Origin of the sequence: Mangrovimonas cancribranchiae, assembly GCF_037126245.1 — a bacterium.
Taxonomy (GTDB): domain Bacteria; phylum Bacteroidota; class Bacteroidia; order Flavobacteriales; family Flavobacteriaceae; genus Mangrovimonas; species Mangrovimonas cancribranchiae.
Window position 1 is genome coordinate 509,178 of the sequence record NZ_CP136925.1, and the last position, 23,406, is coordinate 532,583.

General features: G+C 34.4%; 35 protein-coding genes. 33 read left to right on the plus strand and 2 right to left on the minus strand.

Going from position 1 to position 23,406, the window contains the following annotated elements; translation table 11 throughout:
• The 33 genes from rpsJ to R3L15_RS02415 all read left to right on the plus strand — a co-directional run bounded on the left by rpsJ (nucleotide 1) and on the right by R3L15_RS02415 (nucleotide 19,366).
• Nucleotides 1-306 (plus strand): 30S ribosomal protein S10, encoded by a 306-nt coding sequence (gene rpsJ, locus R3L15_RS02255; RefSeq protein WP_007650482.1) that lies wholly within the window; start codon nucleotides 1-3, stop codon nucleotides 304-306.
• Nucleotides 307-447: 141 nt separating this feature from the next.
• Nucleotides 448-1,065, plus strand: a complete 618-nt coding sequence (rplC, locus tag R3L15_RS02260; protein WP_338732991.1) for a 50S ribosomal protein L3 — start codon at nucleotides 448-450, stop codon at nucleotides 1,063-1,065.
• On the plus strand, nucleotides 1,065-1,694 hold the full coding sequence (rplD, locus tag R3L15_RS02265; protein WP_338732993.1) for a 50S ribosomal protein L4: 630 nt from the start codon (nucleotides 1,065-1,067) through the stop codon (nucleotides 1,692-1,694). The genes rplC and rplD overlap by 1 nt, the downstream gene beginning before the upstream one ends.
• A 6-nt stretch (nucleotides 1,695-1,700) precedes the next feature.
• On the plus strand, nucleotides 1,701-1,991 hold the full coding sequence (rplW, locus tag R3L15_RS02270; protein WP_125467072.1) for a 50S ribosomal protein L23: 291 nt from the start codon (nucleotides 1,701-1,703) through the stop codon (nucleotides 1,989-1,991).
• Between the two features lie 10 nt (nucleotides 1,992-2,001).
• Complete coding sequence (gene rplB, locus R3L15_RS02275; protein ID WP_338732995.1) at nucleotides 2,002-2,829, plus strand: 50S ribosomal protein L2; 828 nt, start codon at nucleotides 2,002-2,004, stop codon at nucleotides 2,827-2,829.
• Nucleotides 2,830-2,835: 6 nt separating this feature from the next.
• Nucleotides 2,836-3,114: a 30S ribosomal protein S19 gene (rpsS, locus tag R3L15_RS02280; RefSeq protein ID WP_125467074.1), complete on the plus strand. Its 279-nt coding sequence runs from the start codon at nucleotides 2,836-2,838 to the stop codon at nucleotides 3,112-3,114.
• A 6-nt stretch (nucleotides 3,115-3,120) separates the two neighbouring features.
• Complete coding sequence (gene rplV, locus R3L15_RS02285) at nucleotides 3,121-3,528, plus strand: 50S ribosomal protein L22 (RefSeq protein WP_125467075.1); 408 nt, start codon at nucleotides 3,121-3,123, stop codon at nucleotides 3,526-3,528.
• A 9-nt stretch (nucleotides 3,529-3,537) separates the two neighbouring features.
• A complete protein-coding gene (gene rpsC, locus R3L15_RS02290) occupies nucleotides 3,538-4,242 on the plus strand; it encodes a 30S ribosomal protein S3 (RefSeq protein ID WP_125467076.1) in 705 nt (234 codons plus the stop codon).
• Nucleotides 4,243-4,262: 20 nt separating this feature from the next.
• Nucleotides 4,263-4,688 (plus strand): 50S ribosomal protein L16, encoded by a 426-nt coding sequence (gene rplP, locus R3L15_RS02295; RefSeq protein WP_125467077.1) that lies wholly within the window; start codon nucleotides 4,263-4,265, stop codon nucleotides 4,686-4,688.
• Between the two features lie 13 nt (nucleotides 4,689-4,701).
• Complete coding sequence (rpmC, locus tag R3L15_RS02300) at nucleotides 4,702-4,893, plus strand: 50S ribosomal protein L29 (RefSeq protein WP_338732997.1); 192 nt, start codon at nucleotides 4,702-4,704, stop codon at nucleotides 4,891-4,893.
• 14 nt (nucleotides 4,894-4,907) lie between these two features.
• The gene (gene rpsQ / locus R3L15_RS02305) at nucleotides 4,908-5,165 is read left to right on the plus strand and encodes a 30S ribosomal protein S17 (RefSeq protein WP_125467079.1); all 258 of its coding nucleotides are present in this window, start codon (nucleotides 4,908-4,910) and stop codon (nucleotides 5,163-5,165) included.
• A gap of 2 nt (nucleotides 5,166-5,167) precedes the next feature.
• The gene (rplN, locus tag R3L15_RS02310) at nucleotides 5,168-5,536 is read left to right on the plus strand and encodes a 50S ribosomal protein L14 (protein ID WP_036121793.1); all 369 of its coding nucleotides are present in this window, start codon (nucleotides 5,168-5,170) and stop codon (nucleotides 5,534-5,536) included.
• A 12-nt stretch (nucleotides 5,537-5,548) separates the two neighbouring features.
• Nucleotides 5,549-5,860: a 50S ribosomal protein L24 gene (rplX, locus tag R3L15_RS02315; RefSeq protein WP_338732998.1), complete on the plus strand. Its 312-nt coding sequence runs from the start codon at nucleotides 5,549-5,551 to the stop codon at nucleotides 5,858-5,860.
• 2 nt (nucleotides 5,861-5,862) lie between these two features.
• The gene (gene rplE / locus R3L15_RS02320) at nucleotides 5,863-6,414 is read left to right on the plus strand and encodes a 50S ribosomal protein L5 (RefSeq protein ID WP_338733000.1); all 552 of its coding nucleotides are present in this window, start codon (nucleotides 5,863-5,865) and stop codon (nucleotides 6,412-6,414) included.
• A 4-nt stretch (nucleotides 6,415-6,418) separates the two neighbouring features.
• Nucleotides 6,419-6,688: a 30S ribosomal protein S14 gene (gene rpsN / locus R3L15_RS02325; protein ID WP_046756854.1), complete on the plus strand. Its 270-nt coding sequence runs from the start codon at nucleotides 6,419-6,421 to the stop codon at nucleotides 6,686-6,688.
• 74 nt (nucleotides 6,689-6,762) lie between these two features.
• Nucleotides 6,763-7,161: a 30S ribosomal protein S8 gene (gene rpsH / locus R3L15_RS02330; protein ID WP_338733002.1), complete on the plus strand. Its 399-nt coding sequence runs from the start codon at nucleotides 6,763-6,765 to the stop codon at nucleotides 7,159-7,161.
• A gap of 13 nt (nucleotides 7,162-7,174) precedes the next feature.
• Nucleotides 7,175-7,717 carry a 50S ribosomal protein L6 gene (gene rplF / locus R3L15_RS02335; protein WP_338733003.1) on the plus strand — a complete coding sequence of 181 codons (543 nt, stop codon included), beginning with the start codon at nucleotides 7,175-7,177 and terminating at the stop codon, nucleotides 7,715-7,717.
• 10 nt (nucleotides 7,718-7,727) lie between these two features.
• The gene (rplR, locus tag R3L15_RS02340) at nucleotides 7,728-8,084 is read left to right on the plus strand and encodes a 50S ribosomal protein L18 (RefSeq protein WP_125467084.1); all 357 of its coding nucleotides are present in this window, start codon (nucleotides 7,728-7,730) and stop codon (nucleotides 8,082-8,084) included.
• Nucleotides 8,085-8,091: 7 nt separating this feature from the next.
• Nucleotides 8,092-8,616, plus strand: coding sequence for a 30S ribosomal protein S5 (rpsE, locus tag R3L15_RS02345; protein ID WP_036121814.1), 525 nt, complete (start codon nucleotides 8,092-8,094; stop codon nucleotides 8,614-8,616).
• Between the two features lie 12 nt (nucleotides 8,617-8,628).
• Nucleotides 8,629-8,811, plus strand: a complete 183-nt coding sequence (gene rpmD, locus R3L15_RS02350) for a 50S ribosomal protein L30 (RefSeq protein ID WP_338733004.1) — start codon at nucleotides 8,629-8,631, stop codon at nucleotides 8,809-8,811.
• 12 nt (nucleotides 8,812-8,823) lie between these two features.
• Complete coding sequence (gene rplO / locus R3L15_RS02355) at nucleotides 8,824-9,276, plus strand: 50S ribosomal protein L15 (RefSeq protein WP_338733005.1); 453 nt, start codon at nucleotides 8,824-8,826, stop codon at nucleotides 9,274-9,276.
• Nucleotides 9,277-9,290: 14 nt separating this feature from the next.
• Complete coding sequence (gene secY, locus R3L15_RS02360) at nucleotides 9,291-10,637, plus strand: preprotein translocase subunit SecY (RefSeq protein WP_338733006.1); 1,347 nt, start codon at nucleotides 9,291-9,293, stop codon at nucleotides 10,635-10,637.
• 9 nt (nucleotides 10,638-10,646) lie between these two features.
• Entirely contained in the window at nucleotides 10,647-10,862 is a 216-nt protein-coding gene (infA, locus tag R3L15_RS02365) for a translation initiation factor IF-1 (RefSeq protein WP_125467089.1), read from the plus strand.
• A 4-nt stretch (nucleotides 10,863-10,866) separates the two neighbouring features.
• On the plus strand, nucleotides 10,867-10,983 hold the full coding sequence (ykgO, locus tag R3L15_RS02370; protein ID WP_013305171.1) for a type B 50S ribosomal protein L36: 117 nt from the start codon (nucleotides 10,867-10,869) through the stop codon (nucleotides 10,981-10,983).
• Between the two features lie 2 nt (nucleotides 10,984-10,985).
• Entirely contained in the window at nucleotides 10,986-11,360 is a 375-nt protein-coding gene (rpsM, locus tag R3L15_RS02375) for a 30S ribosomal protein S13 (RefSeq protein WP_125467090.1), read from the plus strand.
• A gap of 114 nt (nucleotides 11,361-11,474) precedes the next feature.
• Complete coding sequence (gene rpsK, locus R3L15_RS02380) at nucleotides 11,475-11,858, plus strand: 30S ribosomal protein S11 (RefSeq protein ID WP_125467091.1); 384 nt, start codon at nucleotides 11,475-11,477, stop codon at nucleotides 11,856-11,858.
• A gap of 169 nt (nucleotides 11,859-12,027) precedes the next feature.
• Nucleotides 12,028-12,633: a 30S ribosomal protein S4 gene (gene rpsD / locus R3L15_RS02385; protein ID WP_338733007.1), complete on the plus strand. Its 606-nt coding sequence runs from the start codon at nucleotides 12,028-12,030 to the stop codon at nucleotides 12,631-12,633.
• Between the two features lie 97 nt (nucleotides 12,634-12,730).
• On the plus strand, nucleotides 12,731-13,723 hold the full coding sequence (locus R3L15_RS02390) for a DNA-directed RNA polymerase subunit alpha (RefSeq protein ID WP_338733008.1): 993 nt from the start codon (nucleotides 12,731-12,733) through the stop codon (nucleotides 13,721-13,723).
• A gap of 64 nt (nucleotides 13,724-13,787) precedes the next feature.
• Nucleotides 13,788-14,261, plus strand: a complete 474-nt coding sequence (gene rplQ, locus R3L15_RS02395) for a 50S ribosomal protein L17 (protein WP_338733009.1) — start codon at nucleotides 13,788-13,790, stop codon at nucleotides 14,259-14,261.
• 105 nt (nucleotides 14,262-14,366) lie between these two features.
• A complete protein-coding gene (gene carA, locus R3L15_RS02400; protein ID WP_338733010.1) occupies nucleotides 14,367-15,473 on the plus strand; it encodes a glutamine-hydrolyzing carbamoyl-phosphate synthase small subunit in 1,107 nt (368 codons plus the stop codon).
• Nucleotides 15,474-15,621: 148 nt separating this feature from the next.
• On the plus strand, nucleotides 15,622-16,914 hold the full coding sequence (gene eno, locus R3L15_RS02405) for a phosphopyruvate hydratase (protein WP_338733011.1): 1,293 nt from the start codon (nucleotides 15,622-15,624) through the stop codon (nucleotides 16,912-16,914).
• A 186-nt stretch (nucleotides 16,915-17,100) separates the two neighbouring features.
• Nucleotides 17,101-18,387: a citrate synthase gene (locus R3L15_RS02410; protein ID WP_338733012.1), complete on the plus strand. Its 1,287-nt coding sequence runs from the start codon at nucleotides 17,101-17,103 to the stop codon at nucleotides 18,385-18,387.
• Nucleotides 18,388-18,451: 64 nt separating this feature from the next.
• The gene (locus tag R3L15_RS02415; protein WP_338733013.1) at nucleotides 18,452-19,366 is read left to right on the plus strand and encodes an arginine deiminase family protein; all 915 of its coding nucleotides are present in this window, start codon (nucleotides 18,452-18,454) and stop codon (nucleotides 19,364-19,366) included.
• A gap of 15 nt (nucleotides 19,367-19,381) precedes the next feature.
• Here R3L15_RS02415 and R3L15_RS02420 read toward each other — a convergent pair whose 3' ends face one another.
• The gene (locus R3L15_RS02420; protein ID WP_338733014.1) at nucleotides 19,382-21,445 is read right to left on the minus strand and encodes a response regulator; all 2,064 of its coding nucleotides are present in this window, start codon (nucleotides 21,443-21,445) and stop codon (nucleotides 19,382-19,384) included.
• A 74-nt stretch (nucleotides 21,446-21,519) separates the two neighbouring features.
• Nucleotides 21,520-23,211 carry a lysine--tRNA ligase gene (gene lysS / locus R3L15_RS02425; RefSeq protein WP_338733015.1) on the minus strand — a complete coding sequence of 564 codons (1,692 nt, stop codon included), beginning with the start codon at nucleotides 23,209-23,211 and terminating at the stop codon, nucleotides 21,520-21,522.
• Between the last annotated feature and the right edge of the window lie 195 nt (nucleotides 23,212-23,406).

Here is a 23,406-nt window from a genome sequence, read left to right on the forward strand (position 1 = left end):
ATGAGTCAAAAAATTAGAATAAAATTAAAGTCTTACGATCACAACTTAGTAGACAAATCTGCTGATAAGATTGTAAAAACAGTAAAAAGTACTGGAGCTGTAGTAACGGGACCAATTCCATTACCAACACACAAGAAAATTTTTACTGTACTACGTTCACCACACGTAAACAAAAAATCTAGAGAGCAATTTCAATTAAGTTCTTATAAAAGATTACTTGATATCTATAGCTCGTCATCAAAAACTATCGATGCTTTGATGAAACTAGAATTGCCAAGTGGTGTAGAAGTTGAGATTAAAGTATAAGTAAACTACTGCTTAGGTAGAAGACATGTCCCACCGATGCGGTCGCGGGAAAAACGGTAAAAATACATTTCAGGGTTGAAAAGTATTTTGACCCTGAAATTTTTTAAATAAGTAAGTAATAATAAATTTTAATTAATAATTATGTCTGGGTTAATAGGAAAAAAAATCGGTATGACCAGCATTTTCGATGACAATGGAAAGAATATTCCATGTACAGTTATCCAAGCTGGACCATGTATCGTTACCCAAGTCAGAACTGACGAAGTTGATGGCTATAACGCTGTTCAATTAGGTTTCGATGACGCGACAGAAAAAAGTGCTACAAAAGCTGAATTAGGTCATGCTAAAAAAGCTGGTACTTCTGTAAAGCGCAAAGTTGTCGAATTTCAAGGTTTTGACGAGGAGTACAAGTTAGGCGATGCTATTACAGTAGAGCATTTTGCTGAAGGAGAATTTGTTGATGTATCAGGTACATCAAAAGGTAAAGGGTTCCAAGGTGTTGTTAAAAGACACGGTTTTGGTGGAGTTGGTCAAGCAACACACGGTCAACATAACCGTTTAAGAGCTCCTGGATCTATTGGTGCTGCATCATATCCTGCACGTGTATTTAAAGGTATGCGAATGGCCGGAAGAATGGGTGGCGAGAAAGTGAAAGTTCAAAATTTAAGAGTTTTAAAAGTAGTTCCTGAAAAGAACTTACTTGTTGTTAAAGGATGCGTTCCTGGACACAAAAACGCTTATGTAATTGTAAGAAAGTAATGAAAGTAGCAGTTTTAGATATAAACGGAAAAGACACAGGTAGAAAGGTTGAACTTTCTAAAGATGTGTTTGCTATAGAGCCAAACAACCATGCTGTTTACTTAGACGTTAAGCAATATTTAGCTAACCAACGTCAAGGAACACACAAGGCTAAAGAAAGAGCAGAAATTGCTGGAAGTACACGTAAAATTAAAAAACAAAAAGGAACAGGTACTGCAAGAGCAGGAAGTATTAAATCTGGACTTTTTAAAGGTGGTGGACGTATGTTTGGTCCAAGACCTAGAAATTACGGGTTTAAATTAAACAAAAACCTTAAACGTCTAGCTCGTAAATCTGCTTTAACAATTAAAGCAAATGACAAGGCGATTACAGTACTTGAAGATTTTAACTTTGATACTCCAAAAACAAAAGAGTTCAAAGCTGTGCTAAAAGCCTTAAGCTTAGAAGATAAAAAATCACTCTTTGTGTTGGGAGCGTCAAATAATAATGTATATTTGTCGTCACGTAATTTACAAGGGCATGAGGTTGTAAATAGCTCTGAATTAAGTACTTACGGGATTGTGAATGCGAATCAAGTAGTGCTTTTAGAGAGTTCATTAGAAGGAATTGAAACGAATTTAAGTAAATAAGGAACCATGAACATCTTAATAAAACCTATAATCACAGAAAAAGCGACCACTCAAAGCGAGACTTTGAATGCTTATGCTTTTGAGGTGAATACAAAGGCGAACAAGATAGAAATTAAAGAAGCGGTAGAAGCTGCTTATGGTGTTTCTGTTGAAAAAGTTCGTACGATAAATGTCCGCCCAGAAAGAAGTACTCGTTATACAAAAACGGGGATTCAAAACGGAAAAACAAAAGCTATTAAAAAAGCAATTGTTCAAGTGGCGGAAGGTGAGATTATTGATTTATACAGTAATATGTAAATAGACAAAAATGTCAGTAAAGAAATTAAAACCAATCACGCCAGGTCAGCGTTTTAGAGTAGTTAATGGGTATGACGCCATTACTACTGATAAGCCGGAGAAAAGTTTACTTGCTCCGAAAAAAAGATCTGGTGGTAGAAACAGTCAAGGAAAAATGACCATGCGCTACATAGGTGGTGGTCATAAGAAACGTTATCGTATTATCGATTTTAAGCGTAACAAAGCAGGAGTATCTGCGGAAGTTATGTCTATCGAGTACGATCCAAACAGAACTGCATTCATCGCTTTATTAAAATATGAAGATGGTGAAAAGAGATATATTATCGCGCAAAACGGTCTTCAAGTTGGGCAAAAAGTGGTTTCGAATACCGAAAACGTACCAACTGAAATCGGTAACGCTATGCCATTAAATAAAATTCCATTAGGAACAATTATTTCATGTGTTGAGTTAAGACCAGGACAAGGTGCTGTAATGGCACGTTCAGCTGGAGCCTTTGCTCAGCTAATGGCAAGAGAAGGTAAATTTGCTACTATTAAATTACCTTCTGGAGAAACACGTATGGTTCCTGGATCTTGTATGGCAACAATAGGCGTTGTGTCAAATTCAGATCATCAATTACTTGTAGCTGGTAAAGCTGGTAGAACACGTTGGTTAGGTAGAAGACCAAGAACAAGACCAGTAGTAATGAACCCAGTAGATCACCCAATGGGTGGTGGTGAAGGACGTTCTTCTGGAGGACATCCTCGCTCAAGAAAAGGATTGCCAGCTAAAGGTTATAGAACACGTTCTAAAACTAAGGCAAGTAATAAATATATTGTAGAACGTAGAAAGAAATAATAAGACATGGCAAGATCATTAAAAAAAGGACCTTACGTTCATTATAAATTAGAGAGAAAAGTTCAGGCCAATGTTGAGTCTGGTAAGAAAACTGTAATCAAAACTTGGTCAAGAGCCAGTATGATTACTCCAGATTTTGTTGGACAAACGATAGCTGTGCATAACGGACGTCAATTCGTGCCAGTATATGTAACAGAAAACATGGTAGGACATAAATTAGGAGAATTTTCACCAACACGTTCATTCCGTGGACACGCAGGTGCTAAAAACAAAGGAAAAAGGTAATAAGCTATGGGAAGTCGTAAAAAACAAATGGCAGACGCTATTAAGGAACAGAAGAAGCAAATTGCTTTCGCTAAGCTTAATAACTGTCCTACGTCTCCAAGAAAAATGCGTTTAGTAGCCGATTTAGTAAGAGGTGAACGCGTGGAAAAAGCTCTAAATATCTTAAGATTTAGCCAGAAAGAGGCATCAAATCGTTTAGAGAAGCTTTTATTATCGGCTATTGCCAACTGGCAAGCGAAAAATGAAGACGCCGATATTGAAGCAGCTGAGCTTTATGTGAAAGAAGTAAGAGTAGACGGAGGAGCAATGCTTAAAAGATTGCGTCCAGCTCCACAAGGTCGTGCTCACAGAATTAGAAAACGTTCAAACCACGTTACATTAGTGGTGGATGCTAATAATAAAACACAAAGTTAAGATAGAGGTATGGGACAAAAAACAAATCCAATAGGAAACCGCTTAGGAATTATCAGAGGATGGGAATCTAACTGGTTTGGTGGCGACGATTATGGAGATAAACTTGCCGAAGACGACAAGATTAGAAAGTATATCCATGCACGTCTATCAAAAGCTAGTGTTTCAAGAGTAATTATCGAGCGTACACTTAAACTTGTAACCGTTACTATCACTACGGCTCGTCCAGGTATCATTATTGGTAAAGGCGGTCAAGAGGTAGACAAGTTAAAGGAAGAGCTTAAAAAGATTACAGGTAAAGAAGTTCAAATAAACATATTTGAAATTAAAAGACCGGAACTAGATGCGCACTTAGTAGCAGCCAGCATTGCACGTCAAATCGAGAATCGTATTTCTTACCGTCGTGCTATTAAAATGGCTATTGCTGCCACTATGAGAATGAATGCTGAGGGAATTAAAATCCAAATTAGTGGTCGTTTAAACGGAGCTGAAATGGCACGTAGCGAACACTACAAAGAAGGACGTATTCCTTTATCAACATTTAGAGCCGATATTGATTACGCACTTGTAGAAGCACATACTACTTACGGTAGATTAGGTGTAAAAGTGTGGATCATGAAAGGTGAAGTATATGGAAAAAGAGAGCTTTCTCCGCTTGTTGGATTGTCTAAGAAGCAAGGAAAAGGTGGACGCGGAAAATCCCGTCGTAGAAAGTAATTTTTTAAACAAGAAAGAACATGTTACAGCCTAAGAAAACAAAATTTCGTAAGCAACAAAAAGGACGCATGAAAGGAAATGCCGGAAGAGGGCATAGACTAACAAGCGGTTCTTTTGGAATAAAATCTTTAGACGCTAAGTTTATAACAGCACGTCAAATAGAAGCAGCACGTATTGCCGCTACACGTTACATGAAAAGAGAAGGATCTATCTGGATTAAAATTTTTCCAGATAAGCCAATTACAAAGAAGCCTCTTGAAGTACGTATGGGTAAAGGTAAAGGTGCCGTAGAATATTGGGCAGCTGTAGTAAAACCTGGTAGAATGTTGTTTGAAGTAGGTGGTGTACCTTTAGAAACAGCTAAAGAAGCATTACGATTAGCAGCACAAAAATTACCAGTAAGAACTAAGTTTGTTGTTGCAAGAGATTACGAACACGAAGCATAATTTATTTGATATTATGAAACAATCAGAAATTAAAGAATTATCTGTTGCTGAGTTACAAGAGAAACTTAGTGAAACAAAACAGAGCTATTCAGAGTTAAAAATGGCTCATACTATTTCTCCTTTAGAGAACCCAATTCAGTTACGTGCAACAAGACGTACCGTAGCAAGAATTGCAACCGAATTAACTAAAAGAGATTTACAATAATTCTGCAGTAGAATATGGAAACAAGAAATTTAAGAAAAGAACGTATAGGTGTAGTTACCAGTAATAAAATGCAGAAGTCGATTGTGGTTTCTGAAGTAAAAAAGGTAAAACACCCTATGTACGGAAAATTCGTATTAAAAACGAAAAAGTACGTTGCACACGACGAAACAAACGATTGTAACATTGGAGATACTGTAAAAATCATGGAAACAAAACCCATGAGTAAATCCAAATGTTGGAGATTAGTTGAAATAATTGAAAGAGCGAAGTAATTATGGTACAGACTGAATCAAGATTAAAAGTAGCAGATAACACCGGAGCTAAGGAAGTATTAACAATACGTGTTCTTGGTGGTACTAAAAGAAGATATGCTTCTGTAGGAGATAAAATAGTTGTTTCTGTAAAAGAAGCCACTCCTAATGGAAATATCAAAAAAGGTGCTGTCTCTACAGCAGTAGTAGTACGTACTGTAAAAGAAGTACGTCGTCCAGATGGATCTTATATCAGGTTTGATGATAACGCTTGTGTCCTTTTAAACCCACAAGGTGAAATGAGAGGAACACGTGTATTTGGACCTGTAGCAAGAGAACTTCGTGATAAACAATTCATGAAAATTGTATCATTAGCACCAGAAGTGCTTTAATGAAATTATAAAATGACAAAGCTTAAAATCAAATCAGGAGATACTGTAAAAGTAGTAGCTGGAGATCATAAAGGATCAGAAGGTAAAGTGCTTAAAGTATACAAAGATAAAAACAAGGCGATTGTTGAAGGTGTGAACATGGTGAAAAAACACATGAAGCCAAGTGCACAAAACCCTCAAGGAGGAATCGTTGAAAAAGAAGCAGCTATTCACGTATCTAACTTATCATTGTTAACCTCAAAAGGAGAAACAACACGAGTAGGATACAGAATGGAAGGAGACAAGAAAGTAAGATTTTCCAAAAAATCTAATGAAGTAATTTAGTTATGGCATATACACCGAGACTTAAAGAAGAGTACAAGAGCAGAGTAATCTCAGCTCTTACAGAGGAATTTGGATATAACAATGTAATGCAAGTTCCTAAACTAAAAAAGATAGTTTTATCTAGAGGTATTGGCGCTGCTGTTGCAGATAAAAAGTTAATCGATCACGCTATTGATGAGCTTTCTGCTATAACAGGACAAAAGGCTGTTGCAACAATGTCGAAAAAAGACGTTGCATCATTTAAACTTCGTAAAGGAATGCCTATTGGAGCTAAAGTTACTTTACGTGGAGAACGTATGTACGAATTTTTAGATCGTTTAATTACATCGGCACTTCCACGTGTAAGAGATTTTAATGGTATTAAAGCCACAGGTTTTGACGGTAGAGGTAATTACAACCTAGGAGTTACCGAACAAATTATCTTCCCAGAAATTGATATCGATAAGGTAAACAGAGTTTCAGGAATGGATATTACATTTGTAACTAGCGCAGAAACCGATAAAGAGGCAAAATCATTATTAACAGAATTAGGATTACCTTTTAAAAAGAATTAATACTATGGCTAAAGAATCAATGAAAGCCCGTGAGGTAAAAAGAGCAAAAACAGTAGCTAAATATGCAGAAAAACGCAAAGCTTTAAAAGAAGCTGGCGATTACGAAGCATTACAAAAGTTACCAAAAAACGCTTCTCCAGTACGTATGCACAACCGTTGTAAATTAACTGGAAGACCAAAGGGTTATATGAGACAATTTGGTATCTCACGTGTAATGTTCAGAGAGATGGCTAACAAAGGGTTAATACCTGGAGTTAAGAAAGCTAGCTGGTAAAAAACAAATATAAACTGGTCTCAGGTTTAATGTTGAAAGACAATATTAAAAACCGTTACCGAAATTTAATAACTATGTATTCAGATCCAATTGCGGATTATTTAACGCGAATTAGAAATGCTGTACGAGCCAACCACAGAGTGGTAGAGATTCCAGCATCTAACTTAAAGAAAGAAATAACTAAAATATTATTCGATCAAGGATTTATTTTAAGTTATAAATTTGACGACTCGTCTGCTCAAGGAACAATTAAAATTGCCCTTAAGTACAATAAAGACACCAAAGAGTCTGTAATTAAAAAAATACAGAGAATTAGTAAACCAGGTTTACGTAAGTACTCAAGTTCAAAAGAAATGCCACGTATTTTAAATGGTCTTGGAATTGCTATCGTTTCTACCTCTCATGGAGTTATGACAGGTAAACAAGCAGAACAAGCAAACGTTGGTGGAGAAGTATTGTGTTACGTATACTAAAAAGCTGAAAAAAATGTCAAGAATAGGTAATAGCCCAATAGCAATCCCAGAAGGAGTAACAGTAGACGTTAAAGATAACGTTGTTACAGTAAAAGGGAAGTTAGGAGAATTAACCCAAGAATTTTCAGCTGTAACTGTAAAAGTTGAAGAAGGAAATTTAACGGTTGAACGTTCTTCTGAGAAAAAAGATGAAAAATCGAAACACGGTTTATACAGAGCTTTAATCAATAACATGATTGAAGGTGTTTCTAAAGGTTGGACAAAAGAATTAGAGTTAGTAGGAGTAGGATATAGAGCAAGTAACCAAGGTCAAAAATTAGATCTAGCCTTAGGTTTCTCTCATAATATCGTTTTAGACCTTGCCCCAGAGGTGAAAGTTGAAACTATCTCTGAAAAAGGAAAGAACCCAAGAATCAAGCTAACATCTCACGATAAACAACTTGTAGGACAAGTAGCTGCAAAAATTCGTTCTTTCCGTAAGCCAGAACCTTATAAAGGAAAAGGAGTGAAATTTGTTGGTGAACAAATTAGAAGAAAAGCAGGTAAATCAGCATAATAATTAAGTTATGGCATTAACAAAGAACGAAAGAAGACAAAGAATAAAGAACAGAGTTCGTAAAATAGTTTCTGGAACAGAAGCTAGACCAAGATTATCTGTTTTTAGAAGTAATAAAGAAATTTATGCTCAAATAGTTGACGATGTAACAGGAAAAACCATTGCATCATCATCATCAAGAGATAAAGAAATTAGTTCTGCTAAAGGAACCAAAACTGAAGTTGCTACATTAGTAGGAAAGTCGGTTGCTGAAAAAGCCCTTAAAGCAGGTGTAGAAACCATTTCTTTTGATAGAGGTGGGTACTTATATCACGGTAGAGTAAAATCATTAGCTGAAGGAGCTAGAGAAGCAGGACTTAAATTCTAAATATATTATGTATCAAAAATATAAAAGCGCAGAATTAGTAAAACCAGGTGGATTAGATCTTAAAGATCGTTTAGTTGGTGTACAAAGAGTAACAAAAGTAACTAAAGGTGGTAGAGCATTTGGTTTCTCAGCAATCGTAGTGGTTGGAGACGAAGCAGGTGTTGTTGGACACGGTTTAGGGAAGTCTAAAGACGTAGCAAGTGCTATCTCTAAAGCTGTAGAAGACGCTAAGAAAAACTTAGTTCGTATCCCATTAGTTAAAGGAACACTACCTCACGAGCAAAAAGGTAAATACGGCGGAGCAAGAGTAAACATTATTCCTGCTGCACCTGGTACCGGAGTTATTGCTGGTGGTGCTGTAAGAACTGTTTTAGAAGCAGTTGGTGTACATGATGTATTATCAAAATCTCAAGGGTCATCAAACCCACATAATGTAGTAAAAGCAACTTTCGATGCGTTACTTCAATTAAGAGATGCAAAAGCAGTTGCAAGAGAAAGAGGAATCTCTCTTGAGAAATTGTATAAAGGTTAATAAAGGATAACGATGGCAAAGATTAAAGTTACAAAAGTAAAAAGTGCAATCAACCGTACCCAAAGACAAAAAAGAACCCTAGAAGCATTAGGACTTAAAAAAATTGGTCAAGTAGTTGAGCACGATGCCACACCAAACATCCTTGGTATGGTTAATAAAGTTAAACATTTAGTTTCTGTAGAAGAAACAAAATAATAAGATACTGAAATGGATTTAAGTAATTTAAAACCTGCTGAAGGTTCAGTTAATAACAACGCAAAACGCGTTGGACGCGGACAAGGATCCGGAAAAGGTGGCACTGCAACAAGAGGTCACAAAGGAGCAAAGTCTCGTTCTGGATATTCTAAGAAAATAGGATTTGAAGGAGGGCAAATGCCACTTCAAAGACGTGTGCCTAAATTTGGTTTTACTAATAGAAACCGTGTAAGCTATCAAGGTGTAAACTTAGATACAATACAACAATTAGTAGACGAAAAAAAGATAACCGATACTTTAGATTTTGAAACGATGGTTTCTTTAAGATTAGCTAGAAAGAATGAACTAGTAAAAATCTTAGGAAGAGGCGAATTAAAATCAAAAGTAAAAGTATCTGCTCATAAGTTTACTGCGTCAGCTCAAGCAGCTATTGAAGGTGCTGGAGGCGAAGCTGTAACTTTATAATCACGTTTAAGCGCATGAAGTTTATAGAAACAATAAAGAACGTTTGGAAAATAGAAGAACTAAGAAACAGAATTATACTAACCCTAGGTCTGTTATTAGTTTACCGTTTTGGTGCACAAGTAGTTTTACCTGGTATTGATGCTGCTCAATTAGAGAGCCTGCAAAGTAATACAGAGACAGGATTGTTAGGATTACTTAATGCGTTTACCGGAGGAGCATTTGCAAATGCATCGGTTTTTGCTTTAGGTATTATGCCTTACATTTCGGCTTCTATTGTGGTACAGTTAATGGGAATTGCTATTCCTTACTTACAAAAACTACAAAAAGAAGGCGCTAGTGGTCAAAAGAAAATAACACAAATTACACGTTGGTTAACCATTGCTATATGTTTGGTGCAAGCACCAGGATACTTAGCTAGTTTACCAACGGCATTTGGAATTCCTCAAAGTGCCTTTTTATTAGGGACAGGAGGATTATTCTATTTTTCATCTATAGTTATTTTAGTAACAGGTTGTATATTTGCAATGTGGTTAGGTGAAAAAATCACTGATAAAGGTATTGGTAATGGTATATCGCTATTAATTATGGTAGGTATTATTGCAACTTTACCTAAAGCATTCTTACAAAATGCCTCTTCAAGATTAGAAGGAAACAATGTAATGTTAATCCTTTTTGAATTGGTAATTTGGTTAGTGATTATCTTAGCTTCTATAATGTTAGTAATGGCTGTTAGAAAAATAGCCGTTCAATATGCAAGACGAACAGCTTCTGGTGGCTACGAGAAAAATGTATTTGGATCAAGACAATATATTCCATTAAAGTTAAATGCTTCTGGAGTAATGCCAATTATATTTGCTCAAGCTATTATGTTTGTACCAGGTTTAATAGGAGGAACATCTTTAATGAAAGATTCTGCTGTAGGACAATGGTTGCAAACTCAGTTTGCTGACATATTTGGATTTTGGTATAATTTAGTATTTGCCTTATTAATTATAGTATTTACATACTTCTATACGGCAATTACAGTACCAACAAACAAAATGGCTGATGATTTAAAACGAAGCGGCGGGTTTATACCAGGTATAAGACCAGGTAGTGAAACGTCGGAATATTTAGATAAAATAATGTCTCAAATAACCTTACCAGGATCTATATTCTTAGCTCTAATAGCAATTTTCCCTGCTATTATTGTTAAGGTGTTAAATGTACAATCTGGTTGGGCCCTATTTTTTGGAGGAACATCATTGTTGATTATGGTAGGAGTTGCAATCGATACCATGCAGCAAGTAAATTCTTATTTATTGAATAGACATTATGATGGCTTGATGAAAACAGGTAAAAATAGAAAAGCAGTCGCTTAAAAAAATACTATGGCAAAACAAGCACCTATAGAACAAGATGGAACAATTATAGAAGCATTGTCTAATGCAATGTTTCGCGTAGAGTTAGAGAATGGTCACATTGTGACAGCTCATATCTCAGGAAAAATGAGAATGCACTACATAAAATTGTTACCAGGAGACAAAGTAAAATTAGAAATGAGCCCTTACGATTTAACTAAGGCTCGCATAACTTATAGATACTAATACTATGAAAGTAAGAGCATCAGTAAAAAAAAGAAGCGCAGATTGTAAAATCGTGCGTAGAAAAGGTAGACTTTACGTAATCAACAAAAAGAATCCTAGATTCAAACAAAGACAAGGATAATTATGGCAAGAATTGCAGGTGTAGACATACCAAAACACAAAAGAGGTGTTATCTCTTTAACTTACATCTACGGTGTAGGAAAAAGTAGAGCAAAAGACATTTTAGCAGAGGCTAAAGTTGATGAAAACACTAAGGTTCAAGATTGGAACGACGATCAAATTAGTAGCATTCGTGCTGCTGTAGCAAACTATACTATTGAAGGTGAGCTACGTTCTGAAACACAATTAAACATTAAGCGATTAATGGATATAGGATGTTACAGAGGAATTCGTCATAGAGCGGGACTTCCATTAAGAGGTCAACGTACTAAAAACAACTCTAGAACAAGAAAAGGTAAAAGAAAAACGGTTGCTAACAAGAAAATGGCAACTAAGTAATAATTTTTTTGAGACGTTAGTCATTAGTATTTAGAAGTTAGACGAATCTGCTTGAAATAGAAATGTTTAGGATTCTAATAACTATAAACTAACAACTAAAAACTAATATTTAATATGGCAAAGTCAAATACAAAGAAACGTAAAGTTATTGTAGACGCAGTTGGAGAAGCTCATATTACAGCTTCTTTCAATAACATAATCATCTCTCTTACCAACAAAAAAGGTGACGTAATTTCATGGTCATCAGCTGGTAAAATGGGATTTAGAGGATCTAAGAAAAACACACCTTATGCTGCTCAATTAGCTGCTGAAGATGCTGCAGGAGTAGCACAAGAAGCTGGATTGAAAAAAGTAAAAGTTTACGTTAAAGGTCCTGGAAATGGTAGAGAATCTGCTATTCGTTCTATCCACAATGCAGGTATAGAAGTAACAGAAATTATTGATGTTACACCATTACCACATAACGGATGTAGACCTCCAAAACGTAGAAGAGTTTAATTACATGTAAACTTAAAATTAATATCAACTGTTCTAAATAGTTGATATTAATTTTTTTATATGTAAATTTGCAAACTGAAAAAATTTAAACAAGTATAACAAGAGATTAACGATTATCGAAGGATAAGACTAAGACCTTAATTCAATAATCACTCTAAAATTAATTAAAATGGCAAGATATACTGGTCCTAAAACTAAAATAGCTCGTAAATTTGGTGAAGCTATTTTTGGAGAAGATAAATCTTTTGAGAAAAGAAATTATCCTCCAGGTCAACACGGTGCAAACAAACGTCGTGGAAAAAAATCTGAATACGCAATTCAGTTACAAGAAAAACAAAAAGCTAAGTATACTTACGGTATCTTAGAACGTCAATTTAGAAACATGTTTAAAAAAGCAACTGCAGCTCCTGGAATTACAGGTGAAGTATTATTGCAATTATGTGAATCTAGATTAGACAATGTAGTTTACAGAATGGGAATTTCTCCTTCTCGTCGTGGTGCTAGACAATTAGTTTCTCACAGACACATTACTGTAAATGGAAACTTAGTAAACATTCCTTCTTACCAATTAAAAGCTGGCGATGTTGTAGGTGTAAGAGAAAAATCAAAATCACTTGAATCAATCGCTAATTCTTTAGCAAATTCAAGCAACGTATACGAATGGATTACTTGGAATAACGAATTAAAAGAAGGAACATATGTTTCAGTTCCTGCTAGACTTCAAATTCCTGAAAATATCAACGAGCAATTCATCGTCGAATTATATTCTAAATAATAAATTAACAACATTGGTATTTAGCCAAAGGGTTTATTCGTACTTCTTCAAACTTATAAACCGCGCAACTAAATAACAATTAAAACGAAGAAAACAAATGGCTGTATTTAATTTTCAGAAACCAGATAAAGTAATCATGATCGACTCGACAGATTTCGAAGGTAAATTCGAATTCCGTCCTTTAGAGCCTGGTTACGGATTAACAGTAGGAAATGCTTTAAGACGTGTGTTATTATCTTCTTTAGAAGGTTTTGCAATCACATCGGTTAGAATGGAAGGCGTTGACCACGAATTCTCAACCATTTCAGGTGTTGTAGAAGACGTAACAGAAATCATTCTTAATTTAAAACAAGTACGTTTTAAAAGACAAATAGAAGATGTAGATAACGAATCTGTATCAATAGCAATTTCTGGACAAGAGCAAATTACTGCTGGCGATTTCCAAAAATTTATCTCAGGATTCCAAGTGTTAAACCCAGAATTAGTTATTTGTAACTTAGATTCTAAGGTTAACATTAACATGGAAATTACTATAGAAAAAGGAAGAGGTTATGTTCCTGCAGAGGAAAATAAAAAGGCATCTGCACCAGTAGGTACCATTTTTACCGATTCTATTTACACTCCTATAAAGAATGTAAAATATAGTATTGAAAACTATCGTGTAGAGCAAAAAACAGATTACGAAAAATTAGTTTTTGAAATTATTACAGATGGTTCTATAAATCCACAAGATGCTTTAACTGAAGCTGCAAAAACACTAATTCACCACTTTATGTTATTCTCAGATGAAAGAATAACTCTTGAAGCTGATGAAATTGCACAAACAGAAACTTATGATGAAGAATCACTTCACATGAGACAACTACTTAAAACTAAATTAGTAGACATGGATCTTTCTGTACGTGCTTTAAACTGTTTAAAAGCAGCCGAAGTAGATACTCTAGGAGATTTAGTATCATACAATAAGAACGATTTAATGAAATTCCGAAACTTTGGAAAAAAATCATTAACAGAACTAGAAGAGTTAGTTAGTGTAAAAGGCTTAAGTTTTGGTATGGATTTATCAAAGTATAAATTAGATAAAGAATAATAATGCTTCATAATTTGCTCTCCTATCGTGGATTGAAGCAAGATGAAAGCGAAATTTAAACGTCATGAGACACGGAAAGAAATTTAACCATTTAGGTAGAAAAACAGCTCATAGAAAAGCAATGCTTGCTAATATGGCTTGTTCTTTAATCGAACACAAACGCATTAATACTACCGTAGCAAAAGCTAAAGCGCTTAAACAATTTGTTGAGCCATTAGTAACAAAGTCTAAAGAAGATACTACTCACAACAGAAGAGTTGTTTTTTCTAAATTAAGACAAAAAGATGCTGTAGCTGAGCTTTTTAGAGAAGTTGCACCTAAAGTTGGTGATAGACCAGGCGGATATACTAGAATTATCAAATTAGGTAATCGTTTAGGTGATAATGCAGATATGGCAATGATCGAGTTAGTTGACTACAACGATACTTATAACCCATCTGGAACAGCTAAAAAGAAAACTCGTAGAAGTAGAAGAGGCGGTGGTAGTAAGCCTACTGCAGCAGCGGCTAAGCCAGAAGCTTCAAACGAAGAAGAATAAAATGTTTTTAGCATGATAACATAAAGGATAAACTATTTTAGTTTATCCTTTTTTTTATGCAATTTTGCAAAACCTTTTTTCAAAACAAAACAACAACACAGCGCAATGAAGTACAAGAAAAGAGAAAAAGCCCTTATTTTACTAGCCGATGGTACCATTTTTTACGGTAAATCGGTTGGCGGAAAAAAAGGAACTTCCTTTGGAGAAATATGCTTTAATACAGGTATGACTGGGTATCAAGAAATTTTTACAGATCCATCATACTACGGTCAACTAATGGTTACCACAAATGCACATATAGGTAACTATGGTGCAAATACAGAAGAAGTAGAATCCGATTCCATAAAGATTGCAGGTTTAATATGTAGAAACTTTAGTTATGAATATTCGAGAGTTAATGCCGATTTTTCTCTAGAAGAATTCTTAAATAAACATAACTTATTAGCTATTTCAGATGTCGATACAAGAGCTTTAGTTAGTTATATTAGAGATAATGGTGCTATGAATGCCGTTATATCAACCGATGTAGATAATATAGAAGGCCTTAAAAAGCAATTGGCAGATGTGCCAAATATGAATGGGTTAGAATTAGCTTCTAAAGTATCAACCAAAGAACCGTATTATTTTGGCAATGAAAACGCCTCTTATAAAATTGCTGCTTTAGATATAGGAATTAAAACAAATATACTTAGAAACTTTGCAGAAAGAGATGCCTATATAAAAGTATTCCCTTACAATACATCTTTCGAAGAGATGCAATCTTGGAATCCAGATGGCTATTTCTTATCAAATGGTCCTGGAGATCCAGAACCATTGCAAGAAGCCCAGGCTTTAGCTAGGGAAGTTTTGGATAAAAATTTACCTTTATTTGGTATTTGTTTAGGACATCAAGTTATAGCATTAGCAAATGGTATATCAACATATAAAATGCATAATGGCCACCGCGGCATTAACCATCCTGTTAAAAACTTAGTAACAGGTAAAGGAGAAATTACTTCTCAAAATCACGGTTTTGCCATTAATAGAGAAGATACCGAAGCTCATCCAGATATTGAGATTACCCATGTTCATCTTAACGATAACACGGTAGCAGGTATTAAAATGAAAAATAAAAACTGTTTTTCAGTTCAGTATCATCCAGAAGCTAGTCCTGGACCACACGATGCGTCGTATCTTTTCGACCAGTTTATGAAAAATATCAAGAATAAATAATAAAGAAACCTCAAAGATTATTGAAATTCTTTGAGGTTTTTTTGATACGAAAACATTATAGTGAAAATTTAATTGAATAATAATTAAGCTATTAACAATAAGCGCAAGTATTTTGTAAATTTGTTAGAATAGTAATTAAATAGAACATATGAGTATTATAGTAAACATTCATGCAAGACAAATATTAGATTCAAGAGGAAACCCAACTGTAGAAGTTGATGTAGTTACCGAAAACGGTATTTTAGGACGAGCTGCTGTTCCATCGGGAGCATCAACAGGAGAACACGAAGCTGTAGAGTTACGTGATGGTGGTAACGATTATATGGGAAAAGGCGTATCAAAAGCCGTAGAAAATGTTAATACTATAATAGCACAAGAGCTTTTAGGAGTATCTGTTTTAGAGCAAGCGCTTATCGATCAAATTATGATTGAGATAGACGGAACACCTAATAAATCAAAATTAGGAGCTAATGCTATCCTTGGTGTATCTTTGGCAGTTGCCAAAGCTGCAGCAAACGAATTAAACATGCCATTGTATCGTTATGTTGGCGGTGTTTCAGCAAAAACGTTACCCGTTCCTATGATGAATATTATTAATGGTGGTTCTCATAGTGATGCCCCAATTGCATTTCAAGAGTTTATGGTTATGCCTGTAAAAGCAAAGAATTTTACACATGCTATGCAAATGGGAACCGAAATTTTTCATAACCTTAAAAAGGTACTTCACAATCGAGGTTTAAGCACTGCAGTAGGAGATGAAGGTGGTTTTGCACCAACTTTAGAAGGCGGAACAGAAGATGCCTTAGATACGATAGCTAAAGCTGTAGATAAAGCAGGATATAAATTAGGCGATGAAGTCATGATTGCTTTAGATTGTGCTTCAGCCGAATTTTATGTTGATGGTAAATACGATTACACAAAGTTTGAAGGCGATAAAGGACAAGTAAGAACATCTGAAGAACAAGCACAATATCTAGCCGATTTATGTGCCAAATATCCAATTATTTCAATAGAAGATGGAATGGATGAAAACGATTGGGACGGATGGAAGCTCTTAACAGAAAAAGTTGGCGATAAAGTACAACTTGTAGGAGACGATTTATTTGTAACAAACGTAGAGCGTTTATCTAGAGGAATTGAAAATGGTATTGCAAACTCCATCTTAATTAAAGTAAATCAAATAGGAACTTTAACCGAAACCATTGCGGCTGTTAATATGGCGCATAATGCAGGCTACACGTCTGTAATGTCTCATAGATCTGGAGAAACCGAAGATAATACCATTGCCGATTTAGCAGTAGCTTTAAATACGGGGCAAATAAAAACAGGTTCGGCCTCACGTAGCGACCGTATGGCAAAATATAATCAATTATTAAGAATAGAAGAAGAATTAGGAGATATTGCTTACTATCCAAAGGAAAACGCCTTTAAAGTAAGCTAAGAGGTTTTCCAGTTTAAAAATTAAAAAGCGATTGTTGATCTTTCAATAATCGCTTTTTTTATGCATAGTTTTTAACAATTTCTTAATAGCTAAAACCTTTACTAAGTTACTTCATAAATCCTTAGATATTTCTTAAATTTGTGACACTTTCAAAAAAACGTCAAATTATTAAAATATAACAGACATATGTCAGATAAAGCTACATTAGAAATTAATGGCCAAAAGCATGAATTTCCTTTAATTACTGGGACAGAAAACGAAGTCGCCATAGATATTAAAACACTAAGAGGAGTTACAGGTGGAGTTACTACCATAGATCCAGGTTACAAAAATACAGGGTCATGTGAAAGTGCTATAACATTTCTTAATGGAGAAAAAGGAATTTTAAGATATAGAGGATACTCTATTGAAGATCTTGCCGAAAAAGCCGATTTCTTAGAAGTAGCATATTTATTAATTTTTGGAGAATTACCAACACAAGAACAGTTAGATAAGTTTCACAGCGATATTAAAAAACACTCTGTTGTAGATGACGATGTAAAAAAGATATTAGATGCTTTCCCAAAATCGGCACATCCAATGGGTGTTTTAGCATCTTTAACAAGTGCATTAACAGCATTTAATCCTTCTTCTGTAAATGTAGAGTCTGAAGAAGATATGTATAATGCTATTGTTAGAATTCTAGGTAAATTTCCTGTTTTAGTAGCATGGACAATGCGTAAGAAACAAGGATTACCACTTAACTACGGTAGCGAAGATTTAGGTTATGTAGAAAACATTTTAAAAATGATGTTTGAAAAGCCTAATAAAGAATACCAGCAAAGCGAAATATTAGTCAATGCTTTAGATAAATTATTAATTCTTCATGCCGATCATGAACAAAACTGTTCAACATCTACAGTTAGAATAGTTGGTTCATCGCATGCTGGGTTATTTGCATCTTTATCTGCTGGAATTTCTGCACTTTGGGGACCATTACACGGTGGTGCTAACCAAGCTGTTCTAGAAATGCTAGAAGGCATTAAAGAAGATGGTGGAGATACTAAAAAATACATGGGTAAAGCAAAAGACAAAGAAGATCCATTCCGTTTAATGGGATTCGGTCACCGTGTTTATAAAAACTTCGACCCTAGAGCAAGAATTATTAAAAAATCGGCAGATGAAGTGTTGGGTGATTTAGGTGTGGAAGACCCAATTCTAGATATTGCTAAAGGTTTAGAAAAAGAAGCTCTAGAAGATGACTACTTTGTAAAACGTAAACTTTATCCAAACGTAGATTTTTATTCTGGAATTATTTACCGTGCTATGGGCATTCCTGTAGAAATGTTTACAGTAATGTTTGCCTTAGGTAGATTACCAGGTTGGATTGCACAATGGAGAGAAATGAGAATGAGAAAAGAACCAATTGGCCGTCCAAGACAGGTTTATATAGGAGAAAATCATAGAGATTTTAAAACCATAGAAAACAGATAAAATACACAATTATAAATTAAAAGCTTCATAGGCATATGAAGCTTTTTTTATTTTTATTTCCTTTATGTTGAAATTACATATTAAAAACGAAACCTCTAGGTTACGAGCAGTTGTATTAGGAACAGCAGAAAGTAACGGGCCAATTCCTAAAATTGAAGATACTTACGATCCTAAATCACAACAACATATAAAAGCCGGAACATATCCTAAAGAATCTGATATGATTAAGGAGATGGAAGCTGTTGCTCAGGTTTTAAAAAAGTATGATGTTACAGTTTACAGACCAGATATTATAACAGATTACAACCAAATTTTTTCAAGAGATATTGCTTTTGTTATAGAGGATAAATTTGTAAAGGCTAATATTCTACCAGATCGAGATAAAGAATATCAAGCCATTCAACATGTTATAAAACAAATTCCAAAAGAAAATGTAATTGTGTTACCAGAGGATTGCCATATTGAAGGTGGCGATGTTATGCCTTGGAACGACTATATTTTTATAGGAACGTACTCTGGAGAAGATTATCCCGACTATATTACCGCAAGAACAAATACAAAAGCTGTTGATGCTATAAGAGCAATTTTTCCAAATAAAACAGTAAAGTCGTTTGAATTGCGAAAATCTAATACAAATCCAAAAGAAAACGCGCTGCATTTAGATTGCTGTTTTCAACCTGTTGGAAAAGATAAGGCCATTATTCATAAAAACGGATTTTTAATAGAAGAAGAGTACCAATGGTTGGTAGATTTTTTCGGTAAAGACAACGTTTTTGAAATTACTAAAGACGAAATGTACAACATGAATAGCAATATATTTTCCATCTCTGAAGATGTTGTTATTTCAGAAAAAAACTTTACGCGATTAAATACTTGGTTACGCGAGCAAGGCATTACTGTTGAAGAAGTGCCTTATGCCGAAATAGCTAAACAAGAAGGGTTGTTACGTTGTAGTACCTTACCACTTATTCGAGATTAGTTGTTTAATACTTTATTAATTGTTAGGGAAATACATGTTTATAAGTTTGTAAAGACGCTCTTTAACAAATGGTTTGGTAAGGTAATTTGTCATACCGCTATTTATGGCTTTTTCTATAGCGGTTGTAGTGACGTTTGCCGATAAACCAATAATAACAACGTGATCGTTAACTTTTCGTATGTTTTTGGTTGCTTCATACCCATCCATTTCTGGCATATGAATATCCATAAAAATTAGATTGTAATCTGCTGTTTTTGTCTTTTTTAAGGCTTCTAATCCATTGTTGGCAATATCAACTTGAATATTAACTTCTTCAAGTAATTTTTTTAATACAATAACATTTATGTTGTTATCGTCTACAATTAAAACCTTTAGATGTTCTAATTGTAAGTCATCGATAGATTTGTCTATAACATGCTCTTGGTTATCACTGACTTTAAATGACGATGTGAAAACAAAAGTACTACCATTATCTTCAGAACTTTCAACAGTAATATTGCCATTTAAAAGTTCGGAAAACTCTTTGCTAATAGCTAAACCTAGTCCGCTACCTTCATGTTGCTTTTTTAAACTGCTGTCTAATTGTGTAAATCGTTTAAAAATAGTTTTTAATTTACTTTTAGGAATGCCTACTCCAGTATCTTTAATACTAACTTTTACTTTTAGTTTGTCATCAATAAGTTGTTCTGTGTAGCTTACATTAATGCCACCTTTTTCGGTAAATTTAAGAGCGTTTTTTAAGAGGTTTGTAAAAACTTGAGAAAACTTATTTTTATCACCATAGGCTTTAATACCTGCATTTTGCGTTAAATTGGTTTTTAAAAACAGATTTTTTTCTTCAAACTGAAGTTGAAAAGTATCGGTAATATCTTTAACCTTTTTTAATGGTGAAAAAGAGGATTCTTCAAGCGTAACAGTTCCCGATTCTATTTTATGTATTTCAAGAATATCGTTTACAATAGCTAAAAGGTTTTTAGAGGATTTGTCCATTAGACCAATGTATTCTCTTTCATTATCGCTAAAGTTGCCTTGTTTTAAAATTTGAATAAACCCAAGAATAGCATGTAGCGGAGTCCTTATTTCATGACTCATGTTAGACAAAAAGTCGGTTTTGGCTTTAGAGGCTTCTTCTGCTTTCTGTTTTTCTTTTTTTAAGCTTAAGTTTAAGTTTGCCAATCGGGTATTACTATCTAATGCTTTTTGTGTTTCTTTTAACGATTTATGATAAAAATAGCTTAATAGACTAAGAAGAAACGATAGCATTAAACCAAAAAGTAAGGTGTAATTTATAAATGTTCTTTCTTCTGTAGATGAGAGTAGTTCTTTTGTAGGGTATAGTTTTAATTTCCAATCTTGATTTTTCAGTTTATCAGCTTTTAATAAACTAGAGAAAGTATAGCTATTATCAACATGGGCTTTTTTAGTCATGTTGTAGCTATAAAAAGCTGTGCCGTTATGATCTGTTAATTCTATACAAAAGTTTTCTAAACCTTTTGAAAACTCATTAAAGTTCTGGGTGAAATCCATGCCAGATGTTACGGTACCCTGAAAGGCATTATTATAATATGTTGGAACATCAATTAAAAAAGCGTAACCTCCTTGTGTCATTTTAGACCAAGGGGTAATGTTAATTGTTTTCTGTTTTGAATGTTTTATCCAATCGTCTCTTCTATAATCAACGGTCGAAATATCTAAACCAATAGCTTCAATGTTTTCCTTTATAGGAGTTATTTTTGTTATAATCATGGAGCTATCTATCCATTCAATAAATTTTGCTGAATGCGATTGGTTTAAAATCATATTGGTTTCTTTTTTCCAATACTTATGATAATCACCTTCAGAAATTTCCAGACGGTTTTTTAGGTTTTCAATTCTTTGAACCTCTTTGTTTATGGTTTTTATAAATTCTTTGGTTGATAACGTACCTGTTAATTGAATTTGTTCTTTTACTCTTACCTGATAATCGTGTATAGATTTATCCCAGATAAAATAAGCCACTGTAGAAAGACCAATAAATATGGCAATAGGAAAAATGAGGATATTTCTACCAGAAGTTAGTATTTTGGTTAAATCCTTCATATATAGTGGTGTGTAAAGAGGTTTTTAACCATAGAAAAATTTTTATAACTTTTCTATGGTTAGAAGCCTTAAATCTATAACATTTCTACAAATAAACCAGTATCGGTTTTATTTACTTTAGCTAAACCGTTTTTGGTTAATCCTTTAATAGATTTGTCCCATTTTTTATTACTTAAACCAGACTGTATTTTTAGCTCGTTTAAATCTATTGGACTATTGGCTTTTAATAAATTAAAAACCGCTTTTTCTTCCTCGGTCATTTCTGGTATCTTTTTCTCTGGTTTCATTTGCGGGAAGAACAATACTTCTTGAATAGATTGATTGTTGGTTAGGAACATAATTAATCTGTCCATACCTATGCCCATTCCAGACGTAGGCGGCATACCATATTCTAAGGCGCGTAAGAAGTCGTAGTCTATAAACTGCGTGGCTTCGTCATCACCTCGGTCGGCTAATTTTAATTGATGCTCAAAACGTTCTCTTTGGTCTATAGGATCGTTAAGCTCAGAATACGCATTGGCAATTTCTTTACCACAAACCATAAGTTCGAAACGCTCGGTTAATTCTGGATTATCGCGATGTTCTTTACATAAAGGGCTCATTTCTTTTGGGTAATCTGTAATAAAGGTTGGTTGTATATAATTGCCTTCACATTTTTCACCAAAAATTTCATCAATTAGTTTTCCTTTACCCATGGTGTCATCAACTTCAATACCCATTTCTATAGCTGCTTGACGAATCTCATCTTCAGATTTACCTGTAATATCAAAACCGGTAAATTCTTTAATAGAATCGGCCATAGTGATTCGCTTATATGGTGCTTTAAAATCGATTTCATGTTCGCCAAAAGTAGCTTTAGTGGTGCCATTTACTGCGGTAGCACAATGCTCGAGTAGTTTTTCGCAGAAATCCATCATCCAGTTATAGTCTTTATAAGCAACATAAATTTCCATTGCAGTAAACTCTGGGTTATGGGTGCGATCCATACCTTCGTTACGGAAGTTTTTAGAGAATTCATAAACACCTTCAAAACCACCAACAATTAAACGTTTTAGGTAAAGCTCGTTGGCAATTCTCATATATAAAGGAATATCTAGAGAGTTGTGATGTGTTACAAATGGTCTTGCTGCAGCACCACCAGGAATAGATTGTAGGATAGGTGTTTCTACTTCAAAATAACCAGAGTTGTTAAAAAACTCACGCATGGCGTTAAAGAGTTTTGTGCGTTTTACAAAAACATCTTTTACGTTGGGGTTTACAACTAAATCGGCATAGCGTTGTCTATAGCGTTGTTCTGGATCGTCAAATTTATCATGAATGTTGCCTTCGGCATCTACTTTTGGTAATGGTAATGGTTTTAAAGATTTACTTAATAACGAAAAATCTTTTACCATAACTGTTTTCTCGCCTACTTGGGTTGTAAACAATTCACCTTCTATGCCAATAAAATCACCTATATCAAGGAGTTTTTTATAAACATCGTTGTATTTACTTTTATCATCGCCAGTGCAAATTTCATCTCTATTAAAGTATACTTGTACACGTCCTTTGCTATCTTGTAACTCGGCAAAAGAGGCCTTACCTTGAATACGGCGCGACATTAATCGTCCTGCAATGACTACTTTTTTACCATCTTCGAAGTGTTGTTTAATGCTTTTCGAGGTGTCTTTTACAGGGTATAAATCGGCAGGGTAAGGATTTATTCCTAATGCTCTTAATTTGTTTAATTTTTCTCTTCTTACTACTTCTTGTTCTGAAAGTTGCATGCTAATTGTATTTTGAATTTTACCATTTGTGGTAAGCGTGTGCAAAATTACATTATTTCAAAAAAATAGCATATACCTTATGGTAGGAATTTAGTATTAGGTGAAAAGGGTGTTTTCTCATATTTTTAAGAATAGTTTTTTAAACCAAGTTGTAACAAGATTACTGTAAATGCGTCCTATACATACATCAATCAT